Genomic DNA, 22,851 nt, shown 5'->3' with positions numbered 1-22,851 from the left:
AACGGCAAAAATAGTGGCCTCGGACTTACCGATTCTGCCAGGTTGGCGAACGTTTTTCCAGAAACGCCGCCATGCCTTCGCGGGCGTCGGCTGTCTGCTGAATCTGCCCGAATTGCTCGTGCAAAAAAGCCTGTTGCTGGTTGCTGGGCAGCGTTTTCAGTTGCTGGAAGGCCCGCAAACCAAACCGTAATGCGGTGGGCGAAACGGCGGTTAAATCGCTTACAAGAGCCGCTACCGATTGGTCAATGTCGGCCATTGGCACCACCTGCGTGGCCAGCCCCACGGCCAGGGCATCGGCGGCGCTGAGGGTACGTCCCCGCAGGCACAGGTCAAGGGCTTGCCGGGCGGGCATCAGGTCGAGCAATACGGCCAGCACCTGAAACGGAAACAGGCCGCGCTTCACTTCGGGCAGGGCGAACGTGGCCCCCTCGGCTACTACGGCGTAGGTAGCCGTACCCACCAGCAAAAAGCCGCCCGCGTAGACCGGCCCCTGTACCCGCGCAACGCAGGGTTTATGCAGTCCCGCCACCAGTTCGGCCAGCCGCACGGGACCACTTGGCGGAGGTACCGTTTCGGGTTCGGTGGTGCCACTGCTTAATGCTTTCAAGTCCATTCCTGCGCAAAACGTATCACCCGCCGCCGCCAGCACCACCACCCAAACGTCAGCCGAGAAGTGAGCGTAGGCCAGTGCAAAAGCTAGTTCATTGAGCAATGTGGGGTTGAGCGCGTTCTTTTTTTCAGGCCGGTTCAGGGTAAGCGTCAACACGTGGTTGGTCTGTTCCACCAGCAGATAGCGCAGGGGCCGGGTAAGCAGGTCGGTGGTTTGGTTGGCAGTATAGAGCATGATTAGGCTGTCAGATTTTTTCGAAAACAAACGCTGTCGGGCATGTCGACGTACTGTCCGTAGTTGGGTGTACGCTCATAGCCGTGTTTACAATACAGGTGTACGGCAGCGGGCAGCTTCACACTCGTTTCCAGCACACACGCCCGAAAGCCTAGTTCCAGTGTCCAGGCTTCCAGTGCTGCCAGCACAGCGCCACCAACGCCCCTATCCCGCTGCGCCGGGTCGACGTACATCCGCTTGATCTCAACCGATTCATGATCAACCTGTTTCAAGCCACCACAACCAACTGGTATGCCATCATCATAGGCTACTACCACGTGTTGCAGAGCAGCAATGCTGTTGAACTGATTATAAAAGGCATGGTCACTACCGTTTATTTCGGCCAGGCAAGCATCTAGCTTGCTGACAAGGAATTGGAAATCAGCGTTTTCAGACGTTGTGCGTAGGATGGTCATAGCAAATTGTGGTTCTTACTCTTTCGGCAGTAAGAGCGGGTGAAAACGCAAACCGTTGACGGGGTTATATTCCAGCGAAGGAGCAGCAATTTTGAAAAATTGCACCGTACCCACAAAGCGCTGCCAGGGCAATGGATGTAACGGATCGGGCTGATTTATTCGTGACAAATCAACATCGGGCGACAGAAAAAATTGTCTGAATCGTTTGAATACCAACGGCTTACCCTCAGAATTAATCATCGGTGGATTTTCATGTCCGCCGGTCATCCCGCTACCGCTGTAGCCCACGTCCAGGTTCAGCCAACGCGGAAAGTCGGGTCCCACGGGCAACGCCGACGCCAGATTGACCGACAGCCAATATTGCTGACCGTTATAATCTTTCAGCATCTGCTGACCGGTGGTTTTGCCAAGTAAGTTGGGGCGGTAGGGCGGAAAAATCGTTTTGCGAAAACCATATTTCAGGCTCACCACCTGCTGCCCAGCCCCGAACTGCTGCCCCATAAACAGGGCTGTACCCGCCACATTGGCCACCATGTCGCCTTTGGAAAAACCCCAGCCCTCGGCGTGGCCGTCGTAGACTTCCAGGGTCGTCTGGAACAATAGCGCTAGTAGCCCCCCGGTCAGGATGCTGGCCCGCTCGTTTACGCCGCTCCAGCGCATCAGTTCGTAGCCACCCCGGCTCATGCAATAGGCCGTGGCGACGTGGCCCACCTTGTCCATCTGTAGCCATTCGCGGTTGTCGTTGAAGGTGTGGAAAGGTAGTTTCTTCTTATACCACTGCTTGCGAAGTAGCAGCAGCGTAACGGTATAGAATGCCGCCGTACCTGCCACTACCCCAATAAACCGCCCCTGATTGATGCCCGGCTCAGCAGGTGAAACCGGCAACGGCTGCGCCCGAACGGGGGATTGTAGCATGAGCAGCAATTCCAGCGTGAGCAGGAAGCGAAAGAGGGTAATCATATACCAAACCTACTGCAAAATGCACGAAGCAGCAGGCCGGGTAATTAATATCTATCCAGGCTGTATACGTAAACTGAGGATCAGTAAGTTATAGGGTTACAAAATCCGTCAACGTCTATTCCAAAACTCTCCATGCGCCCTCTTTACTGCCTCCTGCTTGTGCTGCTTGGCTCTCCAGCGGTCTTCGCCACTCACATCATGGGTGGCTACATCCGGGCAACGCCTGTTGCTGGAAACAAAAACACCTGTCTGATTACCGTAATCATGTATTATAATGGTCGTAGTGGCGGTTCTGCTGGAGATGAAGCTTCAAGCGTTGCTATTTGCATAGGCGGGGGTACTGGTATGGTTACGGTTAATCGTGGTTCCATCACACAAACAGATGATAAAGCTGTCACTATCAATCAGTATACAACAACATTTACGTTTAGCGGGCCAGGGGTTTATACGATCAGAGCCACTGCTATATCCCGAAGCGACTTCATGTTAAATATTGGTTATGGAGCCGTGGGGGAGAATTTCTCTTTACAAACAACTGTGCAAATCGGCATAAGCAATCAGACGCCCACGCTGTTTACACCGACAGAGAATTTGCTGATAGCTCGTAATCAACGTCTATCGCTGCCACTAAATGCCAGTGATGCTGAGGGTGATAGTCTCACATATTCCCTCGCGTTGCCGATGACTAGTAGTGATCCGAACGTTACTCTAAATACTTTTTGCACTAGTTTTTCAGCGTTAAGCAATTACCAGTTTCCTAATGATGTACTGCATACCGGTATCTTCCGGCTTAACGCAAAAACAGGTTTGCTTACCTGGGACGTACCGGGTGCATTGGGGCGGTATTCGGTGGCATTAGTGGTCTCGGAATGGCGCAATGGGCAACTGATTAGCGAAACCCTTCAGGAATTGACATTGACCGTGGTAGACAAACCTGGTGCAATTTGCAATTATAACCCCACCTCCCTATGAACCAGCCTATGTTGGGGTACTCACCGCCGTTGATGATGCCGCCCCAAATGAGCTACAGCTCACACTCTCGCCCAATCCCAGCGTGGGGGGCCTGGTGCACGTATCGTTGCAAAATCGACTTGGGCTTCCAGCCGTTTTCAGTGTGCTGGATAATCAGGGACGGATGCATCAGCGCATTGAAAAAAGTCAATTACTTGACCAACAGCATTTTCAACTAGATCTTAGCTCGCAGCCTGCCGGTCTATATTTCATCCGTGCCGAAAGTGGTGGGCAGCAGATAACGCGAAAAGTAGTGAGAGAGTGACCTGTTTAACGGACGGTCCGCCGTTAGACAGGTCAGAAAAGCTGTTTCCAGGTACCCTTCATGTAGTTGTATTTCAGGGTACTGGGCAGGGCTTTCCACCAATATTTAGACAGTTCAACGGCGAATGAGGGCTGCATGTAACAATTGATCACACAGCCTTCGCAGGCGGGCAGGCGACCTTCCAACGCAACCAGTTTCTGCACCTCATCGCTTTGATAAAGGTTGTGGAGTTGGCCGTCGATGGGCAGGTTTTTTAGACCGAGGTGGTAGCAGGGCAGCACTAGTTCATTCTGCGGCGAAATAACCACGGTGGTGCTTCCCGCACGGCAAACCGGCCTATTAATGTGGTTTCCTCCATCACGCCGAAGTTGCACAAAGCCATCATTGAGATACACGCCCGGTTGTTTTCCCCAGTACGTCAATGCTTGCAATGCGCTTTCCGAGAGTGGGTTTTCAGGAGAAACACCTTCAGCAATGGCTCCCGTATCGACGCTGTTATAACCAAAAACAGGGTTCAGGATTAGCACGAGGCCATTTAGGCGGCAGATTTGTTCGTACATCGCCTCGATCTGACCAATGTTGTGCTCGAAAACGGTAAACAGAATATCGGGCCGTTCGCCCAGGCGCTTCGCCACGGCAATCGATTCCATCACTTTGTCGAAGCAACGTACCCCACGCCCTGCATCATGCTCAGCGGCGTTGGGCGAATCGAGCGAAAAATGAAGCATGTCCACCAGACCGCGCAGACTATCGGCCTGTTTTGGGTAGAGCAAGCCGTTGGTGGTGAGGGTAGTAATGAATTTCTGGCGTTTCGCCTCAGCCAGCAATTCGGGCAGTTGACGGTGTAGTAGCGGTTCGCCGCCCGTGAAATCGATTACCCGCACACCAAGCCGCTTCAGGTCGCGCAGGTTTTCGCGCGCGTTTTCCAGCGTCACATAGGGCGAGGGCCGCTCCCAGATGTCACAAAACCCACACGACGCATTGCAGCGGTACGTGACGTAGTAATTGCACAAAACCGGGTGGCGGACAAGGCGCATGTTATTTAATCAGCTTCAACAGGCAGGCCACTTTGTCTTTCAGGTCTTTTCGGTCAACGATAAAGTCGAGGAAACCATGTTCCAGCACGAATTCGGCACTCTGAAAACCTTTCGGCAGGTCTTTGCCGATGGTTTCGCGGATTACGCGCGGTCCGGCAAATCCGATCAGGGCACCCGGCTCGGCAATATTAAAATCGCCCAGCATAGCATAGGAAGCCGTCACGCCGCCGGTAGTTGGGTCGGTAAGAAGTGATATATAAGGCAGGCCTGCTTCAGACAGCCGCGCCAGCTTGGCCGATGTTTTAGCCATCTGCATCAGCGAAAAGCCAGCCTCCATCATCCGGGCACCGCCACTCCGCGAGATCATCAGAAATGGGGTTCTGTTGGCAATGGCGTAGTCGATGGCACGAGCAATTTTTTCACCCACCACCGACCCCATTGAGCCACCAATAAAGTTGAAATCCATACAGGCAATCGTGATTTCAGTTTCCTCCATTGGCCCATGCGCCGTGCGGACTGCATCGCGCAGGCCGGTTTTGCCAATCGTGGCCCGCACCCGGTCAGGGTATTTTTTGGTATCGGTAAATGAAAGTGGGTCTGCCGACATCATTTTCTCGTCGAGTTCGGTGAATTGATTATCATCGAACAGGATCGAGAAATAGGCATCAGAACCTATTTTTTCGTGGTAATTGCAATGTACGCAGGTGTAGGCGTTGAGCTTATGTTCACGGGTGTGCATCACCTGCTTGCAGCTTGGGCACTGGTACCACAACCCATCGGGGGCCTCCCGCTTCAACTCGGTTGGGGTCTGAATACCCTTATCTTTTCGTATGAACCAGGACATAAAGGTGCATCTGACGGTTAGGCGTTTGCTGCTGTTGGCGTTGACCCAACCAACAAATCAAACGGACGGCAAAGATACGAAGGTGTTAATTAATCGAGCTGCTTGATCGCGTTTACCAACTTCGCAAAGCATTCAAATCAGCAGCCTTACCACGCGGCATTCGTGGTACGTATCCTGCACCAACCGCTCCGTTTCTTCCACCGGCACAATTGAGCCAACTGCCGGGCAAGCGCATGTTGTTGGGGCATGGAAAGGCCCGGAAACACGTCACCCTGGCCGGTATGGCCAGGGTGCGTTTAAACTATCGGGAAACAAAGGAGGCTTGTTCAGGCTGTTCAAGTTACAGTATAGCCGTTCCGACCATCACAGCCGTCCTATCAATCAAACAACCGGGCACGAATTACTTCGTGGTCAGGTATTAGTGGCAGTTCATATAGGGCCACACGGTGACGGCTGAAGGCTGGCGCTTCCAGTTCTCTTTCCGTGAAGCGGTTGCTCAAAAAATCGTTGACCAATTGCTTCACTTCTTCTGTATCATCGGGGCGGGTGGGGTTCAGACTTACACCCGTGTAGCCTGCATTGCCACCTAGTCCGTTGGCCAAAGGACCCGTCATGGGCGGTAACATCGTGGCACCACTATGAGTAAAGGTAGGGGTGCCAACGCCGGTTTCGTCGGCCACTAATTCGGGCACTTTAGTCTCAACAGGTGCTTCTTCTACTGACTCAGCAACAGCCACCTCATCATCGACTTCGTCTTCCACCGTAGTGGCAATCAGAGGCTGCACCGGGGCTAAACCAGCCGTCTCAAAGCCAGCGGCAATGATGGTAACACGCATTTTTGCCTCCAGCGAATCATCGAAGATGGCACCTATTTTAAACAGACGGGCTTCTTCACCAATTTTCTCGACAATGTAGTTCGAGATAATTGTTTGTTCTTCCAATGTGGCTTCATGTTCCGAACTAGACGTGATGGTGAGCAGGATTCGCTTGGCACCCAGAATATCACTGTCATTAAGCAGCGGCGAATTCAGCGCTTCCTGGATAGCCTGAAGCGCCCGGTTTTCACCCTCAGATTCGGCCTCACCCATTACTGATGGCCCCGCGTTTTGCAATACCTTCTTCACGTCCATGAAGTCGGTGTTCACGTCGCCACGTGTGGTAATCACTTCGGCAATACTTTTTACGGCCGTGGCAAGCACGTTGTCGGCATGGGCAAACGCTTTACGAATGCTCAACTTCCCGTATAGCTCGGCCAGCTTATCATTCATAACCACCAGTACGGTATCACAGCTTTTTTTCAATTGCTCAATACCTTCCGTGGCCTGACGCCGTTTGTCGATGCCTTCGTATCTGTAGGGAGCCGTTACCACGGCAACCGTCAGCAGCCCCAGTTCGCGCGCTACTTCGGCCACAACAGGGGCAGCTCCGGTACCCGTACCACCACCCATACCCGCCGTAATAAACACCATCTTGATAGAGCCACCCAGCAGGTTGCGCAGTTCGTCGATGCTCTCCAGAGCAGCTTTGCGACCTACTTCTACATCCATACCCGCCCCTTCCAGGCCTGTACCGAGTTTTAGTTTGGTTTTCACATCGCTGCTCATCAGTGCCTGCCGGTCTGTGTTGCATATGGCAAATTCCACATCTTTCACACCCATCGCCACCATGTGTTGCACGGCATTGCTGCCGCCGCCACCCACGCCGATCACTTTAATGATGGGTGCATTGTTGTCTGGTATTTCATATGTAAAACCGTGGTCCAGCATAGCTTGATTTCGGAGCGGGGTTCGAGAGTTCATGGGTGGCGCGTTGTTGGCAAAAGCGGTGGGTAAGCGAAGCGTAATTTAATTTAAACAGGCACAGAATCTATTCTTTATAGGTCTCGTTTATATCGCCCAGGTTAGGATTGAATAATTTCTTCATCCAACCAAAAATGCTGTTAGCTCCATTGGTAGCTGTAGCTTCTTCTTTAGGCCGTTGGGCAGGCTGCCCGCTATTGTTTGTCCGGGTGGCAGGCCGCTGTGGCTCAGGCTGACGAACCGGTGCAACCGTTGTACCAAATGACTGTCCGGGATCGCTGATAAACGAAATCCGGTCGTCTACGCTGCGGAACCCTGCCCACACGAGTCCAACCGCCGTAGCAAAAGCCGGGTCGCTGACCAGGTCGGCGCGCAGATTGCGTTCCAGTTGTTCAGGATAGCCTACACGCACGTCCATGCTGGTGACGTTCTGGAAAATATCGTCGATACCTTCAATCAGGGCCGACCCCCCCGTGAGCACGATGCCGCCCAGGAGCTTGTCTTTGTAGCCCGACCGAATTACTTCAGCCTGTACTAGCGCGGCAATTTCCTTCAGCCGTTCAGCAATAATGATCGATACGTTTTTGAGCAACACATCTTTCGGCTGTCGGCCAGGTAAACCAGGTACAGACACCACTTCGTTGAGGCGATAGGTACCTGGATTAGCATTGCCGAACTTGGTTTTCAGCACTTCAGCCTGTTGCGGCAGCACTTTGCAGCCCTCCTGAATATCATTGGTGAGGCTATTGCCCGCCCAGGGAAAGACCGCCACATGGCGCAGCACATTGCGATAATAGATGGCCAGATCGGTTGTACCGCCGCCGATGTCGACCAATGCCACACCTGCTTCCCGCTCTTCGGGCGTGAGCACCGCCATAGCTGAGGCCAGCGGCGAGAGCAGTACCTGATCACGCTGCAGATGGCCGGCGGTGCGTTCAATACACCGGCGCACATTGACAGCTGCGTCGGACTGCGTGGTAATAATTTGAAAATCAGCACCTAATTTCACTCCATTGCGACCAACGGGATCTTCCACCCCCGCTTCACTATCGACAGTGAAGTCCATAGGCAGCACATGCACGATTTCCTTACCCGCCGACTGGGGCGTGCGGTACATATCGCGCAGGAGGTGGTCAATATCGGCAGGGGTCACTTCGTCGCCGGGCGAAAGGCGAGTAATGCTGCCTGGCTGCTTCTGTGAATTGATATTGTGGTTGCTGAAACTGACGTTGACCAGTCCGATATCCACATTCGACTGGTTCGACACTTCTTCGATGGCCTGATTGATGGCGGCAACCGTTCGGGTGATGTTCATCACCTTACCTTTCGTTACCCCCTCTGAACTAGCCCGGCTTACGCCCAGTACTTCCAGCGTGAGCTGGTTGTTGCTGCCTCGAGACATCCGACCCGCCACGGCACACACCTTGGTGCTACCAATGTCGAGTCCTACCACAATCTTGTCATCCATAAGGTGATGGGTCATCACTCACACACTAACTGGTTACGGTACTGCACATTCACCCGGTGGTAGCGGTCCCAGCCACGGCGGGGGGCTATTTGAGTGTAGAACAGTTTTACTTTTTTAAACTTGGTGGCTAACCCGTCGGGCGTGCCAAATTCAATCTGGTAGTTGCCTACCTGCGGCCAGAGAGTTACCTCACCAGCCCCGTTTATGTCAATTTCTGCAATTTGCGCCTTCCATAGCTCATCTTGCTGAATGTATGTCAATAATTCGAGCAACGGGCGCCCGGCTTTATCTGCCAGCGTACGATGTTGCCGAAACCAATCACCCGATACGATGGGCACTCGGGCCGAATAATTCATCGACAAAGGAAAAAAACGCCCTTCGTCGCTGATATACTGCCCACCCAACCACCGAACCGCGCCACTCCCCTCTCCATCAATCAGCCGACCTACTGGCTGCGGCTGCGTTACGTCAACCAGCAGATTTCCCGCCAAATCACGCGACAGATGAGCTTGCTTGACCAAACTATACCGCCCCAACCGATGCTCCAACGCCCCCAGATCAATACCGTCATATGGTTTTCCTACCAGTGGGTCTGCCCCATTATTTGTCAGAAAACCAGTGACATCCTTACGCGTTAGAAACCGCTGCCCGTCTGCCTCGCGGAGACGAACAATAATGGCTTCGCAGTGCGATTGGCGGATGCGATGTTCGGTAAACGCCACAAGCCCAAAAAGGGTTACGGCACCCAACACGTTCCAAAGCCACTTTTTCGGGTTACTAAAAGTAGGAAACATCTGTAAATAAGCTCGGTCGACCGTTTAATTATTTTATCCATTGGTGTCAAAATCCTTTTTAAGGACCGGCACCAGTTGGTCAATATCTCCGGCACCCACTGTTACTACCAGTGTAGCCTTCTTATCCCGCAGAACGGATGAGATGGCTTCTTTGGTGCTTATTTGCTTTGATATTGATTTAACATGACGCAGAATCAAATCTGATGTCACGCCATCAATTGGTGATTCACGGGCCGGGTAAATAGGCAGCAATACCACATGATCAGCCAAAGACAGACTTCGGGCGAAGCCCTCAGCAAAGTCGCGGGTTCGGCTGAACAAGTGCGGTTGGAAAATGACCGTCAGCTCGCGATTTGGGTACAGGGCTTTGACCGACGTTAAAAATGCGTCGACCTCGGCGGGGTGGTGAGCGTAATCGTCAATCAGGATCATGGTCTCGGTATCGAGTACATACTCAAACCGGCGGCGAACGCCCCGGTAGGTATTGAGCCCGTCGCGCAGAGCCTTGGCTGATACCCCCACTTTCAATGCCACGGCAGCTGCCGCCACGGCATTTTCGACGTTGTGAAACCCCGGTATCATAAGCCGAATATCGGGTACGGTGCCGCCCGGATAGACCAGATCAAAAACAAACCGGGCCGCTTCGATGCGCAGATTAGCCGCATGGTAGGCTCCCGACTTGAGCGAATAATTGCGCACGGTAGCTCTGGTAGCACCATCCAGCCCCAGCCCTTCCCGCTGAAACAGCACACCGCTTTCATGGATTTGCCCCACAAACGCCCGAAACGAGTCAAGCACAGCGTTGTGGTCGCCATAGATGTCGAGGTGGTCAGCGTCGGTAGATGTGACGATGGCGTATTCGGGAAAAAGCGTTAGAAACGACCGGTCAAATTCATCCGCTTCCACCACGCAGATCACCTTCGACAGGTCATCGGCCGGCTCGTTGAGCAAGAAATTAGTACCATAGTTCTGGGTGATACCCCCCAAAAACGCGGCGCAGTTGACACCCGCATTACGCAATACATGCGCCACCATCGACGAGGTCGTTGTTTTACCGTGCGTACCCGCCACGCCAATGGTTGTCATGCGGCCTGCCAGTAAGCCCAGCACCTGCGACCGTTTCTGGATGGTAAAGCCGTTTTCGGAAAAGTAAACGTATTCGGCGTGCTGAACGGGTACGGCAGGCGTGTACACCACCAGCGTGTCGGCCGGGTTTTCGCGGAACGACACCGGAATCTGGTCAACAGCCTCCGTATAATGAATGGTCATCCCCTCGGCAGCCAGCGATTGAGTGAGTGTGGTTGCTGTTTTATCGTAGCCAGCTACGCTATAGCCGTTGACCAGAAACCAACGTGCCAATGCGCTCATGCCGATGCCGCCGATGCCCAAAAAATAAACGTTGCGTATGGAAGAGAGCGTTACGGTTGCCAAAGTGATATACGAAAATAATTTAACAAATGTAAGCCGGTGATTTACATTACAACCAAAGGATTATACTTCTTTACTGACAGAAATTAATTTAAAAATTTCGTCAACAATATCCCTTGCAGCCTGAGGCTTTCCAAACGACTTAATATGATCACTCAAGGTTTGCTTTTTTTGCTTGTCAGCCAATAAGTTAATTACCTGATCAACTAATGTTGTGCGGGCAACACTGTCGGCTACCAACAATGCAGCTTCATGGTCAACCAGCGCCATTGCGTTTTTTGTCTGATGATCTTCAGACGCCTGTGGAAACGGCACCAAGATAGCCGGACGACCCACCAGGCATAGTTCTGAGACCGAGAGCGCTCCCGCCCGCGACACCACTACGTCGGCTACGGCATAGGCGCGGTCCATCTCGTAGATAAAATCGTATGGTTTCACGTTGGCGATACCCGCCTGCTGTACCGCCGCCCGCGCTCGATCAATAAAGCCCGCGCCTGTTTGCCAAACCACCTGTATGCCGGCTTCGGCAAAACGCACTAATCCAGCTTCGATGCTTTCGTTAATCGTGCGGGCACCCTGACTACCACCAATAACCAGGACGGCAGGCTGAGCCGGATTTAGGCCAAACTGTGCCCTACCAGCCTCAGTTTGGCTATCGGCCAGTTGAATGTCGCTCCGCACAGGGTTTCCCGTGACGCGAATTTTTTCGGGCGCAAAAAAGGCTTCCATGCCGGGGTAGGCCACACAGATGCGTTTTGCCCACCGCGACAGTACCTTATTTGTCAGGCCGGCGTAGGAGTTTTGTTCCTGAATCAGAATGGGTACGCCCTGTAGTGCCGCCGCCAGTAAGGTTGGTCCGCTGGCGTAACCGCCCACACCCACCGCTACGTCGGGCCGAAAATCGCGGACAATCTGTCGCGCCCGCATCAGGCTACGGCCCAGCTTAAACGGAAAGGCCAGGTTGTCGAGCGTGAGTTCGCGTTTGATACCTACCACGGGTAAGCCTTCGATACGGTAGCCTGCACGGGGCACTTTCTCCATTTCCATCTTCCCTTCGGCCCCTACAAACAGGATATTCACCGTTGGGTCGACGCGTTTTAACTCATTGGCAATGGCAATGGCCGGGTAGATATGCCCCCCCGTGCCACCGCCGGATATGATTACGTTCACGTTCTGATGTACGATTTACGACTTACGACTTACGATTTAACTAACGCACGACCATAAATCGTAAGTCGTAAATCGTACATCGTAAATCAAAGCTTGCTTTCGTCTGCCTCATCGCGGCTCACGCTCAGGACAATACCGATGGCAGCCCCCGTAAAGAGCAACGATGTGCCACCCATACTGACCAGTGGTAACGGTAGACCCGTAACGGGTACCAGGCCAACGGCTACGGCCATGTTGATCATCGCCTGAATGACAATACTGAAGGTGAGGCCCGCCGACAATAACCCGCCGAAGGGCCTCGTACTACTCTGGATCGCTCGCATACCGCGCATAAGCAGCCAGAGATAAGCCAGCAGCACGATCACCCCTCCAACCAGTCCATACTCTTCAACAATGATCGCGAAGATGAAATCGGAATAGGGGTGCGGCAAAAAATTGCGCTGGTGACTATTACCCGGCCCCTGCCCCGTTATGCCGCCGTTAGCCAGGGCTATGTATGATTCCCGAACTTGGTCAGGAATGCTTTCGGAGTCTCGAAAATGGTTTATCCGGCTAATAACAGTCTCGAACCGCTGTCCCAGCACCAGGGCGAATCCACCCACGACCATGCAGAACAGCACCATGCCCGCCAGATAATTACGCGGCACCCGACCAATATACATGAGCAAAAAACAGGTCATTCCCAGCAGCAAGGCAGTGGAGGTGTTGGAGATCACGATAAGGGCGCAGATGCAGCCGATCCAGCCAATCATGTTCACCAGCACCTGTGGCTCGTAGGGTACACGCTGGCGCTTGGCCAGCATAGCTGCCAGATTTGAGATTAGTGCCAGCTTGGCCAGATCAGACGGCTGAAACGTCTGGTTGATGATTGGAATCGTGATCCAGCGCGAGGCATCGTTGAGGTTGGTGCCTTTAAAATAGGCCCACACTAGCAGCGGAACGGACAGATACAGTCCGAATTTGGAAAGGCGGGCATAGTGGATGTAGTTGATCCGGTGAGCCAGAAACATGCAGCCCAGGCCTAGCACCACCAGTGCCCCGTGTTTGAACAGGTACGCCTCAGTATTGCCACCCATTTTCTGGTAGGCGATGGTTCCGGTAGCGCTGTACACCACCAGCACACTAAGAATGGACAAGAATAGTACGATCCACCAGATTTGGCGGTCGCCTTTCAGATTGTCCCGGGCAAATTCGCGGATGGAGAGGGTCATGGGGATGAGGTTTTAATGCACAATGAATAATGTACAATGTACAATGTACAATGGCTTTGCATGGCGTATTCAAAATGCGAAGCCATTGTACATTGTACATTGTACATTATTCATTGTGCATTCACTATACTGTTTACTGTTTTTTTAAACTGCTCCCCCCGGTCTTCGTAGTTTCTGAACAGGTCGAAGCTGGCGCAGGCGGGAGAAAGAAGCACTACATCGCCAGGTTGAGCTAATGCTATAGCCTGTTGCACGGCCTCCTGCACCGAATGAGTGTCAGCAATAGTGGCAATGCGACCACTAAAATAGTCGATCAATTTTTGGTTGTCTTTGCCCAGGCAAACCAGCGCCTTCACGTGTTGCGCCACTACCCCATCTAACTGACTGTAATCGTTACCTTTATCCTGCCCCCCTGCAATCCAGATCGTTGGTGCATTCATACTGGAGAGGGCATAAAATACCGAATCCACGTTGGTTGCCTTCGAGTCGTTGATGAACTGCACACCGTCAATGGTGGCTACGGGTTCCATGCGGTGGGCAGCGTTTTCAAAACTACGCAGACCCGATCTGATTGCGTTTGCCGACGCCCCAACCGACTGTGCTGCCAGAACAGCCGCCAGCATGTTGAGGGCATTGTGTGGGCCTTTCAAAGGCAGTTCGGCCAACGTATCGGTATAGGTCTGATCACCGAAATGGGTTGTAAGCTGCCCGTTTATGGCATAACCACCCACAGGAACAGGTGTCTCCAGCGAAATGGGTAATGCTTGAGCCACGGGCGGGTTTTTGGCCATTTCCTGCACGGTGGGACTGTTTTCGAGGAAATAGACAAAGGTATCCTGTGGCCGCTGGTTTTGTGTGATGCGGAATTTACTGGCTACATACTGCCCAAAATCATACCCATACCGATCCAGATGATCAGGGGTGATGTTGAGTAAAACAGCGGTATCTAACCGCATGGAATACATGCCGTCAAGCTGGAAACTACTGATTTCCAGAACGAAATAATCGAACCTATCCTCTATAACCTGCTTGGCAAAGCTCTCGCCAATGTTGCCCGCCAATCCCACGTTCAGGCCCGCCGTTTTCAGCAGATGGTATGTAAGCAACGTGGTGGTGGTTTTGCCATTACTACCCGTAATACCAATCAGTTTTGCCCGTGTGTATCGCGCGGCGAACTCCAACTCCGAGATAACGGGTATACCCTGTGCCCGCAGTTTCACCACCAGCGGCGCCGTGTCGGGAATACCGGGGCTCTTTATAACCTCAGTCGCATTCAGAATTAGTGTCTCGGTATGCTGACCTTCTTCAAAAGCAATACCTGCGGCAGAGAGTGTGTCGCGGTAAGCCGGTTTTAGCAGACTGCGGTCTGATAAAAATACTTCGTATCCTTTAGCTTGCCCTAGCAAAGCCGCTCCCACCCCCGACTCTCCTCCACCCAAAATGATTAATCGCATAGCTGTTGTTGGTGCCGAATTCATTTCGTCCTACAAAAAAACGGACTAAGTGGGGAAAGCCATCCCTATTCATAAAACAAAAAAAGCCCCGGCTATTGACCGGGGCTTAAAGGTGGGTTGGATTTGCAAACGTTACGCCTCAACGAGCTCAGGCTGCGATTTCTTCATCCGATTAGCTGCTTTCACAACCATGAATATCACCAGAGCGACAAGTACAAATTGAATAACCACGGTCAGAAAATTACCGTACCGGATAGCAACCTCTGGTGCCGTGCCTACAGCTTCTTTCAACACAATCTTCATTTGACTAAAGTCTACACCACCCAAGAGCAACCCAATTATTGGGTTTAGGATGTCATCGACTAGCGAACTTGTAATCTTACCAAAGGCTGCACCGATGATGACACCAACAGCCAGGTCCAGCACATTGCCCTGGGCAATAAACGTGCGAAATTCTTTCAACATAATGTTACGGATGTTTTGTAAGTTTTGTAAGAGGTTAAGAAAACTGAGGTAAGTAGTACTAATTAAGTGAATTTCCCAAAGGCCCGCAAGAAAAATTTATTTTTTTCTGAACGTACTGGCATTATATATCAAACCAATACCTAATGATTGCTGCAGTTGAAGACCATCGTAAAAATCTTTGTCGTACAAAGCTATTAGACCCAAAGTTGTACTTAAGTAACGGTTCAGCTTAGCAGTGAGCAGAATATCGACACGGTGGTCAATGGCATCCAGCGTTTCGTAGTTGGCATAGAGTTGGTAGCGAGCAGTCAAACTCACATTTTCGCCCAGCTTTTTGTTCAGAGCAGCCTGCAATTGCAACGCCAACCACTCAGACCGAACTGATTTGCCAGCTTCTACGCCATACGCCTTAGCTCCTTTATCTGGGATGATAATACCACCCGTGCCTTCGCGAAATCGTACGGCATCATCGGCCAGGAAGGTAAATCGGGGCGCAAACGGACTGATACGCAACGAAAATTCATCGCTGGGTTTGTAGGCCACGCCCCAGGCAAGCGTCAGTTGAGCAGGAGAAAAGAAATTCGACACTTTGAAGTCTTCGGCACCGGCGGGGAGCTTGTCATACCGATAACCCGGCGCAAAAAACGTGTTGAACGTGCCTGACGCAAACAAATCCCAGTGCGGAGCAATTTTATGACCCACCACCGAAATAAGGATGAGTTGATCGGCCGCCTTCCGGGTGCGGCCTCCCTGCGTAATAAAACCCAGTTGCAAATCGGCGGTATTGTCCCAGGATGTTTTACCCTTTTCGTACAAAGCCCGACCAGCCAGAATACCGCCAATGGCCACCGAATTAACACCCCCACCGGTCCAGTTGCTGAAGCTGGCCTGATTGAAATTGATGCCGCCTGTGACTGATTTCTGCCAGTAGGTCGTGTCTGGTTTCACCGAAACGGTGTCCTTAAAATTGGTTGTTACCTGCGTTGTGGCAGGGTCCTGGGCATAGGCCGCATAGGCGAAGCCCGTGGCCAAAATGGCCACTGCTACGTTTCTTTTCATGGGTACAAGTGGTGAAGGGGTACGGTACTAAGGCAGAAACTTACAACTGTATACTATCTAATCCAAAAACTCAACTGTCTTTGTCTGAAGCAGTTGCATGGGAACAGTGGTAGTTGAGTCACCCGTTTTTAGAGTCAGTGTGGTGCCATCAACACTTATGATCTGGCCTGTGATACCCTCTACCCGTATACGCTGACCTTCTTTAAATTTATTCTTGGTGTAGAATGACGACAGCAAGTTGGCCATCACATCGCGTGAGGCAAGGCCGTAACCTACAGCAAACGCGAAAATGACACCGCCAATGAGCAGGTTGAAACTCGATTCCAGCAGTTCGGTATTGATACCCGCCTGCCCCAGTGCTGAAATGATGGTAATAAGCAGGATAAACACAAACACCACTGTGCCCAGCAACCGCCCCGACGCGATATTGAACGAGGCGCACAGGCTGATAACACCTTTCTTTAACACGTCCGCAATAAGCACCCCTACCTGCAGCATAATGGCTGCCGCAATTAGTTTAGGGATGAAGTTGACTAAGGCTGTCACCATACCTGTAATGGCGGCCACCCCCAGGGTTTCGGTGGCGGCGGTGATGAAAACCAGCAGAATAAAATAGTAGAGAACTTTGGAAACGATTTCGCTCAGCTTGATCTCGGTCTGTAACTGCCGAATCACATCGATCTCGTTGAGCTTGTCGCCAATCCGGTCAAAGCCTGCCTGTTTGAGCACTCGTCCCACCAAGGCCGATACCAGCTTGGCTACCAAAACGCCAATACCCAGCACTACAACAGCGCCAATCAACTTGGGGACAAATGAAATAAACTGCGCAATGAGCGTCTGGAACGTGTTAATCAGAATTTGGGTGATGTTTGGTAGCTGTGGATTCATGAGTTGCGGTGAGTTTCAGGTTAGCGGTGAGTTACGAATTGGTTGGTGGCGTTTCTGAGGAATCAGATAACAGAGCCGATAAGGCGCCGAACAAGTCGCCGGTATAAAGCTCGACGACGGTAAGGGCATTTCGGATCATATCTATTTCCGACACAATTTGCTCCCGAAGGTGGGGCGGACAATTCGCATCTGGCTCAATTTGTTTGAAAGGGTTTTCCATGACGATTAGAGAAGTTGTCCGTTAAGTGATTATTTAAAACCAGTCAGTGCTTTAATGCCCACCAGCACCCAAAAAATGAGTGCTTCGAGATACCGTTTACGTAGCTTTTCTTTGGCCCGCATCAACCGCATTTTCACAGCGCTTTCCGTGATTTTCTGCGCTTCGGCAATGTCCCGGATGCTGATATCGTCCTGGTACTTCATCATCAGCAGGCCCCGTTCATCAGACGTGAGGTAGTCCAGGGCTTTGTTTAGGCGTTGTGCCTCCATTTCAGCCACTTCGGCGTCATCGTCATCATACATACCCACGCCCTCGTAGGGTTCATCGGAATAAACTTCTTTCTGCCGGGGGCTACGTAGTTGGTCCATGCAGTAGTTGTACGTAACTGAATAGAGCCATGTCGAGAATTTAGCCTGCTCCCGGAAACCACTCAACTTGGTGGCAATACGAATAAAAATGTCATGCGTGAAGTCTTCAGCACGCTCTGAATTTTTAGTGAACGACAGGCATTTCCGATACACTTTATCGCAGTACCGGGTATACAGAGCTTCGAAATAAGGATTGCGCTGTGTTTTTACATACAGGCGCACTAACTCCTCATCTGATAAATGTTTCATAATAGGCGTTGCTATGACAAGTTAGGGTAGGAAAAGTAACGGCAATAAAAGCAAAAAGCCCGACCAGATTGGTCGGGCTTGCCACTAAAAAACTGAGAAACAAGGGGCGAGAAGATGAAACAAGAATCAGGAGGCAAGAAACAAGACATTAGCCTTGTTGATGTCCTCCTGATTCTTGTTTCATCTTCTCGCCCCTTGTTTCTATTTATCCAATAGATACACGCTTGAACGCTGACACCGTCAGACCTTTGCTGGTCTTGTCGAGCAACTGGGCGATAGTCATCGAGCTATCTTTCACAAACTCCTGGTTCAGCAGCGTGTTGTCTTTGTAGAACTTATTGAGCTTACCCATCGCGATTTTCTCCAGCATGGCCTCAGGCTTGCCTTCGGTGCGGGCTTGCTCTTTACCTACTTCAATTTCGCGCTGAACGATGGTGGCATCAACGCCATCTTTGTCAAGAGCAATGGGCTTCATCGCAGCAATCTGCATAGCCACGTCCTTACCAACTTCAGCTACGTCGGCGCTACCGGTGTTCGCCAGACCAACCAGCACACCCAGTTTGCCATTCGAGTGAATGTATGATACGACTTTGTCGGCGCTAACAGTCTCGAAGGAAACAACGTCTATTTTTTCACCGATTTTACCCATCAGGTCGGTGATATGATCCTGCAAAGGACGACCGTCGGCTTGTACCTCTGCCAACAAAGCTTCTTTGCTCGTTACATGGTCGGCTACGGCGTTGCTCAACACGGCCATAGCTAGGTTCTGAAAATCAGCCACCTTCGATACAGGTTCGGTTTCGCAGGCCAGGGCCACGACCTTACCCATCTTGCCGTCGGGGCTAACATGAGCAAGCACCACGCCTTCGGCAGTAGCGTTGTCGGCGCGCTTGTCGGCAATTTTTTGTCCATGCTTACGAAGCACTTCTTTCGCTCTGTCGAAGTCGCCATCGGCTTCAACAAGGGCTTTTTTACAATCCATCATGCCGGCACCTGTTTCCTGCCGGAGTTTATTTACGTCTGCTGCGGTAATTGCTGCCATGTTTATGGTCTAAAGTTTAATGTCTAACGTCCAAAGTTGCTTTGCACAGAAAGCCTACAACTTCAGCCATCAGACCAGTAACATTGAACTTCTTAAAAAAATAGCCCATAGCCGGGTTGGTGTGGCTACGGGCTATCCGGTCAAATCGTCTGTTGTCTGTTAGAACTAACTTAATCGGTGTTGCCTACGGGCGTAGCGTCTGCGGCGGGGGCTTCTACTTCGGCAGAAGGCTCAACCTGAACGGTTTCGGCTACTGGCGTTTCGGCTCCTGCTGGCTCGTCAGCACCTTCGGCGGCGGCCCGGCGTTGGTTTTCCTGACGCTTGGCATCCTCTTCCTCCTGCGCTGCCTGACTGTCTTTATCCTGCTTCCGCTCCATGAGGCCTTCTTCGATGGCCTTACCGATGGCAAGCGTAATCAGTGAAATCGACTTGTAGGCGTCATCGTTGGCCGGGATAGCAAAATCAACCAGGTTCGGGTTTGAGTTCGTGTCGCACATGGCAAACACGGGGATACCCAACCGGATGGCTTCCAGCACCGCAATGTTCTCGCGCTTCACGTCGACTACGAACAGGGCCGCAGGCAAACGCGTCAGGTCGGCAACACCACCTAATACACGCTCCAGTTTTTCTTTTTCGCGCGTCAGCGTTAGGCGCTCCCGCTTGGCGACGTTCTTAACGAGGACTTCGTCTTTGAGCATCTTTTCCAGCGTCTGGAGTTTCTTCAGCGACTTGCGAATCGTGGCGAAGTTGGTCATCATGCCACCCAGCCAACGGTCAGTCACGTAGGGCATTTTCAGCCGTTTCGCTTCTTCCGTTACAATTTCCTGGGCTTGCTTCTTCGTCGCCACAAACATTACCTTCCGGCCAGAACGTACAATGCCTTTGATCGCATTCGACGCTTCTTCGAGTGAGGCCAGGGTTTTGTTGAGGTCAATAATATGGATGCCGTTTTTCTCCATGAAGATATACGGAGCCATCCGGGGGTCCCACTTGCGCGTAAGGTGGCCAAAGTGCACACCGGCGTCTAAGAGGTCTTTATATTCTACTTGTGCCATTTTCAGCTAAAAATGAAAAATGATTGAGAGTACGCAGCACCGCGCATCGGCAACGTCTAAGCGCAGTCTGGACAGAAGGGAGTTTAATGTTTCAAGTCTAACGTTTAAAGTTGCGCTGCTATGGAGCAAAGCAACCACGACGGCGGACCGTTTGGACATTGGACTTTAGACATTGAACATTTTTTATCGTTTCGAGAACTGGAACTTACGGCGGGCTTTCTTACGGCCTGGCTTCTTCCGTTCTACCATGCGTGAATCCCGCGTCAGGAACCCTTCTTTCTTGAGGGCTGGGCGGTATTCGGCGTTGGCTTCTACCAGCGCACGAGAAATAGCCATGCGGGTGGCTTCGGCCTGACCCGTTACGCCACCACCGCGCACGTTGACTTTTACGTCATACGTAGCATCGGCTTTCACGGTAGCGAAAGGCTGACGAGTGATAATTTGCAGTACTTCGGTCGGGAAGTACGCATTGAGTTCTTTTCCGTTGACCGTGATGGCTCCGCTACCTGCTGACATGTAAATGCGGGCAACAGCGGTTTTCCGGCGACCGATGGTGTTGATACGATCCATTGGTTAGAATTTAATTTCTTTCGGTTGCTGTGCCGCGTGTGGGTGAGTTTCACCCGTATACACGAACAGGTTGGTAAACAAGTGGCGGCCCAGACGATTCTTGGGCAACATACCCCGGATGGCGTGCTCCAGCACGCGCTCTGGGTGTTTCTCGAGCCATAGACGTGGCGAAGCGAAACGCTGACCACCGGGATAACCCGTATGGCGCACGTACACTTTGTCGGTCATCTTGCGACCCGTGAAGCGAATTTTTTCGGCGTTGATGATGATGACATTGTCACCGCAATCAACGTGGGGGGTGAAGTTGGGCTTGTGTTTGCCGCGAATGCGGGCCGCTACCTGGCTAGCCAGACGACCGACAACGGCATCCTTAGCGTCAACGACGATCCACTCCTTGTTTGCGGTCCCTCTATTGGCCGAAACAGTTTTGTAGCTTAACGTATCCACTGGATTGTGAGCGGTATTGGTTGATTAACAGACGATTGTACCTTACAAAAAAACGCCCGTCTCGAAACGGGAGTGCAAATGTACGCGTTAGAAGCCTGAAAAACAAGGGAGAAAGCGGGTTCAAAGTTCAAAGTCTAAGGTCTAAAGTTGGCTGACGCGAACATACTCCGGCGCCAGCCAACTTTAGACCTTAGACTTTGAACTTTTTCATTTCCATTTCAGCGTATTCAGCATACGCATCATGTCGGCTTTGACGTAGTTGATAACGGGAGCGAGCGAGTCATTGGCGGTGGCAGTATCGAAATAGAGTGCGCCACGCAGAAAGTGCCGGGTGGTGTCGGTGGTGACGAATTGAAATTGGGTAGGTACATCGCCTACCAGGGTAATCAGGCTGGCCGAAAGACCATTTCTGAGTTGCACGCGCTGCTGATTGATTGAATACGCTTTTACATTATGCTTGGCCGTGAGTTTATAGGCATCAGCCAGCATACCGCGCAGATTATCAAGGCTTTGTACGGGCTTATAGGTCAATTGTACCGTGGCCTTCAGCGTGGGGTAATACACGAAAATCCAGTGCGGCTCAGCCCGTTTGAAGGTGTCGGGCAAGACACGGGCAATTTTGTTTACCTCGAACTGATACGGATGACCCGGCTCAACGGGTACATACTCGGCGGTGGGAATATCGATACGGGGATAGCCCTTTGGCTTTGGCACATAATCAGCCTGATCGGATGAACCGCAGGCATATATCACGGCCAGACAACTGCTGATAAAGCCCACGTAACACAGGCGAATAAAAACGGTGCGAATCATGCTTTACTTAACGCAAACGTTGCCTGGTTCGTTGTAAACAGCCCCTATTCTCTTCCTATGCCAACTACCTATTTGCTTACCGGCTGCGCCAATGGCATCGGCCGTCATATGGCTCGTGTGTTCTACAATCAGGGACACCATGTAGTAGCAACAGACATTGACGTTGTTGGCTTAGCTACACTCACCGCCGACTGGGACCAAACCCGCGTACTTACCCTGCCGCTTGACGTACGAAGCACAGCAAGCTGGCAAGCGGTTATTGATCAGACACTTACTCGTTTTGGTCGCGTTGACGTGGGGCTGAACATTGCCGGGGTTGTGCACGTAGGTTATGCTGCCGAATTTAACCCTGCCGACGTTGATCTGGTTGTGGACGTAAACCTCAAAGGCGTGATCCTGGGGACGCGGTTGATGGCGGCGCAAATGGTGAAACAGGGCGGTGGGCAGATCATCAACATTGCCTCGCTGGCGGGAGTAGCTCCTATCCAAGGGTTAAGTCTGTATTCGGCTACGAAGTTTGCCGTACGGGGATTCTCGTTGGCAGCGGCAGGCGAGCTACGAAAACAAGGAGTACAGGTGTCGGTAGTATGCCCCGATCTGGTCGATACCAATATGCTGACAGCGCAAATTGACCACCCAGAGGCTGCATTAAGTTTTTCGGGGGGGCGCATACTGACGGTGCAGGACGTAGAGCGGGCCATTGTGCGCGATGCCATTCAACATCGCAAGCTGGAGGTGCTGATTCCTACCAGCCGGGGTTGGCTGGGTAAGGTTGGTAACCTCTTCCCCGCCCTCAGCTTTTCCATTACCGACTTGTTACGCAAAAAAGGATTGAAAGAACAGGCCGTCTGGCAGGCAACGCGAAAGAACACCGCCGGGAACATTACGCTGAACAAATAGGGACAGGGATGCCATCGCTCCGAGCGATGGCATCC

The 22,851-nt window shown here is 51.9% G+C and carries 25 protein-coding genes; 3 read left to right on the top strand and 22 right to left on the bottom strand.

From position 1 onward, the window contains the following. Positions 1-25: 25 nt before the first annotated feature. Genes J2I47_RS14570 through J2I47_RS14560 form a run of 3 tightly spaced genes read right to left on the bottom strand, consistent with a single transcriptional unit; the run spans position 26 to position 2,259 of the window. A complete protein-coding gene (locus J2I47_RS14570) occupies positions 26-844 on the bottom strand; it encodes an enoyl-CoA hydratase-related protein (RefSeq protein ID WP_207365326.1) in 819 nt (272 codons plus the stop codon). Between the two features lie 2 nt (positions 845-846). After that, a complete protein-coding gene (locus J2I47_RS14565; protein ID WP_207365325.1) occupies positions 847-1,299 on the bottom strand; it encodes a GNAT family N-acetyltransferase in 453 nt (150 codons plus the stop codon). 15 nt (positions 1,300-1,314) lie between these two features. Beyond that, the gene (locus tag J2I47_RS14560) at positions 1,315-2,259 is read right to left on the bottom strand and encodes a DUF2279 domain-containing protein (RefSeq protein ID WP_229374610.1); all 945 of its coding nucleotides are present in this window, start codon (positions 2,257-2,259) and stop codon (positions 1,315-1,317) included. A 132-nt stretch (positions 2,260-2,391) separates the two neighbouring features. Here J2I47_RS14560 and J2I47_RS14555 point away from each other — a divergent pair, with 132 nt between their 5' ends. Continuing rightward, a complete protein-coding gene (locus J2I47_RS14555) occupies positions 2,392-3,231 on the top strand; it encodes a hypothetical protein (RefSeq protein ID WP_207365324.1) in 840 nt (279 codons plus the stop codon). Beyond that, a complete protein-coding gene (locus J2I47_RS26790; protein ID WP_207365323.1) occupies positions 3,197-3,535 on the top strand; it encodes a T9SS type A sorting domain-containing protein in 339 nt (112 codons plus the stop codon). Before J2I47_RS14555 ends, J2I47_RS26790 begins: the two co-directional genes overlap by 35 nt. 32 nt (positions 3,536-3,567) lie before the next feature. Here the strand turns inward: J2I47_RS26790 and J2I47_RS14545 are convergent, their stop codons facing one another. The 19 genes from J2I47_RS14545 to gldD all read right to left on the bottom strand — a co-directional run bounded on the left by J2I47_RS14545 (position 3,568) and on the right by gldD (position 21,916). Next, complete coding sequence (locus J2I47_RS14545) at positions 3,568-4,572, bottom strand: radical SAM protein (protein ID WP_207365322.1); 1,005 nt, start codon at positions 4,570-4,572, stop codon at positions 3,568-3,570. 1 nt (position 4,573) lies between these two features. Continuing rightward, on the bottom strand, positions 4,574-5,416 hold the full coding sequence (accD, locus tag J2I47_RS14540; RefSeq protein ID WP_207365321.1) for an acetyl-CoA carboxylase, carboxyltransferase subunit beta: 843 nt from the start codon (positions 5,414-5,416) through the stop codon (positions 4,574-4,576). Between the two features lie 377 nt (positions 5,417-5,793). Further along, a complete protein-coding gene (ftsZ, locus tag J2I47_RS14535; RefSeq protein WP_207365541.1) occupies positions 5,794-7,182 on the bottom strand; it encodes a cell division protein FtsZ in 1,389 nt (462 codons plus the stop codon). Positions 7,183-7,282: 100 nt separating this feature from the next. Next, complete coding sequence (ftsA, locus tag J2I47_RS14530; RefSeq protein WP_374759909.1) at positions 7,283-8,683, bottom strand: cell division protein FtsA; 1,401 nt, start codon at positions 8,681-8,683, stop codon at positions 7,283-7,285. 14 nt (positions 8,684-8,697) lie between these two features. Beyond that, positions 8,698-9,477, bottom strand: a complete 780-nt coding sequence (locus tag J2I47_RS14525) for a cell division protein FtsQ/DivIB (protein WP_207365319.1) — start codon at positions 9,475-9,477, stop codon at positions 8,698-8,700. Between the two features lie 33 nt (positions 9,478-9,510). Further along, positions 9,511-10,845, bottom strand: coding sequence for a UDP-N-acetylmuramate--L-alanine ligase (locus J2I47_RS14520; RefSeq protein ID WP_229374649.1), 1,335 nt, complete (start codon positions 10,843-10,845; stop codon positions 9,511-9,513). A 123-nt stretch (positions 10,846-10,968) separates the two neighbouring features. Then, the gene (gene murG, locus J2I47_RS14515) at positions 10,969-12,075 is read right to left on the bottom strand and encodes an undecaprenyldiphospho-muramoylpentapeptide beta-N-acetylglucosaminyltransferase (protein ID WP_207365317.1); all 1,107 of its coding nucleotides are present in this window, start codon (positions 12,073-12,075) and stop codon (positions 10,969-10,971) included. 86 nt (positions 12,076-12,161) lie between these two features. Continuing rightward, positions 12,162-13,286 (bottom strand): FtsW/RodA/SpoVE family cell cycle protein, encoded by a 1,125-nt coding sequence (locus J2I47_RS14510; RefSeq protein WP_207365316.1) that lies wholly within the window; start codon positions 13,284-13,286, stop codon positions 12,162-12,164. Between the two features lie 110 nt (positions 13,287-13,396). Beyond that, complete coding sequence (gene murD, locus J2I47_RS14505; RefSeq protein ID WP_207365315.1) at positions 13,397-14,740, bottom strand: UDP-N-acetylmuramoyl-L-alanine--D-glutamate ligase; 1,344 nt, start codon at positions 14,738-14,740, stop codon at positions 13,397-13,399. A gap of 132 nt (positions 14,741-14,872) precedes the next feature. Beyond that, the gene (gene mscL, locus J2I47_RS14500) at positions 14,873-15,205 is read right to left on the bottom strand and encodes a large-conductance mechanosensitive channel protein MscL (RefSeq protein WP_207365314.1); all 333 of its coding nucleotides are present in this window, start codon (positions 15,203-15,205) and stop codon (positions 14,873-14,875) included. Between the two features lie 96 nt (positions 15,206-15,301). Next, positions 15,302-16,264 (bottom strand): DUF3078 domain-containing protein, encoded by a 963-nt coding sequence (locus tag J2I47_RS14495; protein WP_207365313.1) that lies wholly within the window; start codon positions 16,262-16,264, stop codon positions 15,302-15,304. Between the two features lie 57 nt (positions 16,265-16,321). Beyond that, the gene (locus J2I47_RS14490; protein WP_207365312.1) at positions 16,322-17,152 is read right to left on the bottom strand and encodes a mechanosensitive ion channel family protein; all 831 of its coding nucleotides are present in this window, start codon (positions 17,150-17,152) and stop codon (positions 16,322-16,324) included. Between the two features lie 31 nt (positions 17,153-17,183). After that, positions 17,184-17,372 (bottom strand): hypothetical protein, encoded by a 189-nt coding sequence (locus J2I47_RS14485; RefSeq protein WP_207365311.1) that lies wholly within the window; start codon positions 17,370-17,372, stop codon positions 17,184-17,186. Between the two features lie 29 nt (positions 17,373-17,401). Then, the gene (locus tag J2I47_RS14480; RefSeq protein ID WP_207365310.1) at positions 17,402-17,989 is read right to left on the bottom strand and encodes an RNA polymerase sigma factor; all 588 of its coding nucleotides are present in this window, start codon (positions 17,987-17,989) and stop codon (positions 17,402-17,404) included. A 205-nt stretch (positions 17,990-18,194) separates the two neighbouring features. Then, positions 18,195-19,031, bottom strand: coding sequence for a translation elongation factor Ts (gene tsf / locus J2I47_RS14475; RefSeq protein WP_207365309.1), 837 nt, complete (start codon positions 19,029-19,031; stop codon positions 18,195-18,197). A gap of 170 nt (positions 19,032-19,201) precedes the next feature. Beyond that, on the bottom strand, positions 19,202-20,086 hold the full coding sequence (gene rpsB / locus J2I47_RS14470) for a 30S ribosomal protein S2 (protein WP_207365308.1): 885 nt from the start codon (positions 20,084-20,086) through the stop codon (positions 19,202-19,204). 183 nt (positions 20,087-20,269) lie between these two features. After that, positions 20,270-20,656 carry a 30S ribosomal protein S9 gene (rpsI, locus tag J2I47_RS14465; RefSeq protein WP_207365307.1) on the bottom strand — a complete coding sequence of 129 codons (387 nt, stop codon included), beginning with the start codon at positions 20,654-20,656 and terminating at the stop codon, positions 20,270-20,272. 3 nt (positions 20,657-20,659) lie between these two features. Beyond that, positions 20,660-21,103: a 50S ribosomal protein L13 gene (gene rplM / locus J2I47_RS14460; protein WP_207365306.1), complete on the bottom strand. Its 444-nt coding sequence runs from the start codon at positions 21,101-21,103 to the stop codon at positions 20,660-20,662. Between the two features lie 207 nt (positions 21,104-21,310). Beyond that, positions 21,311-21,916, bottom strand: a complete 606-nt coding sequence (gene gldD / locus J2I47_RS14455; protein WP_207365305.1) for a gliding motility lipoprotein GldD — start codon at positions 21,914-21,916, stop codon at positions 21,311-21,313. 57 nt (positions 21,917-21,973) lie between these two features. Between gldD and J2I47_RS14450 the strand changes: the two genes are divergently transcribed. Then, a complete protein-coding gene (locus J2I47_RS14450) occupies positions 21,974-22,816 on the top strand; it encodes an SDR family oxidoreductase (RefSeq protein WP_207365304.1) in 843 nt (280 codons plus the stop codon). The last annotated feature ends 35 nt before the right edge of the window (positions 22,817-22,851 follow it).

The sequence above is a fragment of the Fibrella rubiginis genome, assembly GCF_017353185.1.
Taxonomy (GTDB): domain Bacteria; phylum Bacteroidota; class Bacteroidia; order Cytophagales; family Spirosomataceae; genus Fibrella; species Fibrella rubiginis.
This window is presented reverse-complemented; position numbering and strand designations above follow the sequence as displayed.

Bases quoted from the DNA above. Each gene is read 5' to 3' on its own strand.
- ftsA (WP_374759909.1), bottom strand. From the start codon at position 8,683: ATGGATGACAAGATTGTGGTAGGACTCGACATTGGTAGCACCAAGGTG.
- J2I47_RS14450 (WP_207365304.1), top strand. From the start codon at position 21,974: ATGCCAACTACCTATTTGCTTACCGGCTGCGCCAATGGCATCGGCCGT.
- murD (WP_207365315.1), bottom strand. From the start codon at position 14,740: ATGCGATTAATCATTTTGGGTGGAGGAGAGTCGGGGGTGGGAGCGGCT.
- J2I47_RS14480 (WP_207365310.1), bottom strand. From the start codon at position 17,989: ATGAAACATTTATCAGATGAGGAGTTAGTGCGCCTGTATGTAAAAACA.
- J2I47_RS14485 (WP_207365311.1), bottom strand. From the start codon at position 17,372: ATGGAAAACCCTTTCAAACAAATTGAGCCAGATGCGAATTGTCCGCCC.
- rpsB (WP_207365308.1), bottom strand. From the start codon at position 20,086: ATGGCACAAGTAGAATATAAAGACCTCTTAGACGCCGGTGTGCACTTT.
- mscL (WP_207365314.1), bottom strand. From the start codon at position 15,205: ATGTTGAAAGAATTTCGCACGTTTATTGCCCAGGGCAATGTGCTGGAC.
- tsf (WP_207365309.1), bottom strand. From the start codon at position 19,031: ATGGCAGCAATTACCGCAGCAGACGTAAATAAACTCCGGCAGGAAACA.
- J2I47_RS14520 (WP_229374649.1), bottom strand. From the start codon at position 10,845: ATGAGCGCATTGGCACGTTGGTTTCTGGTCAACGGCTATAGCGTAGCT.
- J2I47_RS14565 (WP_207365325.1), bottom strand. From the start codon at position 1,299: ATGACCATCCTACGCACAACGTCTGAAAACGCTGATTTCCAATTCCTT.
- ftsZ (WP_207365541.1), bottom strand. From the start codon at position 7,182: ATGCTGGACCACGGTTTTACATATGAAATACCAGACAACAATGCACCC.
- gldD (WP_207365305.1), bottom strand. From the start codon at position 21,916: ATGATTCGCACCGTTTTTATTCGCCTGTGTTACGTGGGCTTTATCAGC.
- J2I47_RS14570 (WP_207365326.1), bottom strand. From the start codon at position 844: ATGCTCTATACTGCCAACCAAACCACCGACCTGCTTACCCGGCCCCTG.
- rpsI (WP_207365307.1), bottom strand. From the start codon at position 20,656: ATGGATCGTATCAACACCATCGGTCGCCGGAAAACCGCTGTTGCCCGC.
- J2I47_RS14490 (WP_207365312.1), bottom strand. From the start codon at position 17,152: ATGAATCCACAGCTACCAAACATCACCCAAATTCTGATTAACACGTTC.
- J2I47_RS14525 (WP_207365319.1), bottom strand. From the start codon at position 9,477: ATGTTTCCTACTTTTAGTAACCCGAAAAAGTGGCTTTGGAACGTGTTG.
- accD (WP_207365321.1), bottom strand. From the start codon at position 5,416: ATGTCCTGGTTCATACGAAAAGATAAGGGTATTCAGACCCCAACCGAG.
- J2I47_RS14510 (WP_207365316.1), bottom strand. From the start codon at position 13,286: ATGACCCTCTCCATCCGCGAATTTGCCCGGGACAATCTGAAAGGCGAC.
- J2I47_RS14560 (WP_229374610.1), bottom strand. From the start codon at position 2,259: ATGATTACCCTCTTTCGCTTCCTGCTCACGCTGGAATTGCTGCTCATG.
- J2I47_RS14495 (WP_207365313.1), bottom strand. From the start codon at position 16,264: ATGAAAAGAAACGTAGCAGTGGCCATTTTGGCCACGGGCTTCGCCTAT.
- J2I47_RS14555 (WP_207365324.1), top strand. From the start codon at position 2,392: ATGCGCCCTCTTTACTGCCTCCTGCTTGTGCTGCTTGGCTCTCCAGCG.
- J2I47_RS14545 (WP_207365322.1), bottom strand. From the start codon at position 4,572: ATGCGCCTTGTCCGCCACCCGGTTTTGTGCAATTACTACGTCACGTAC.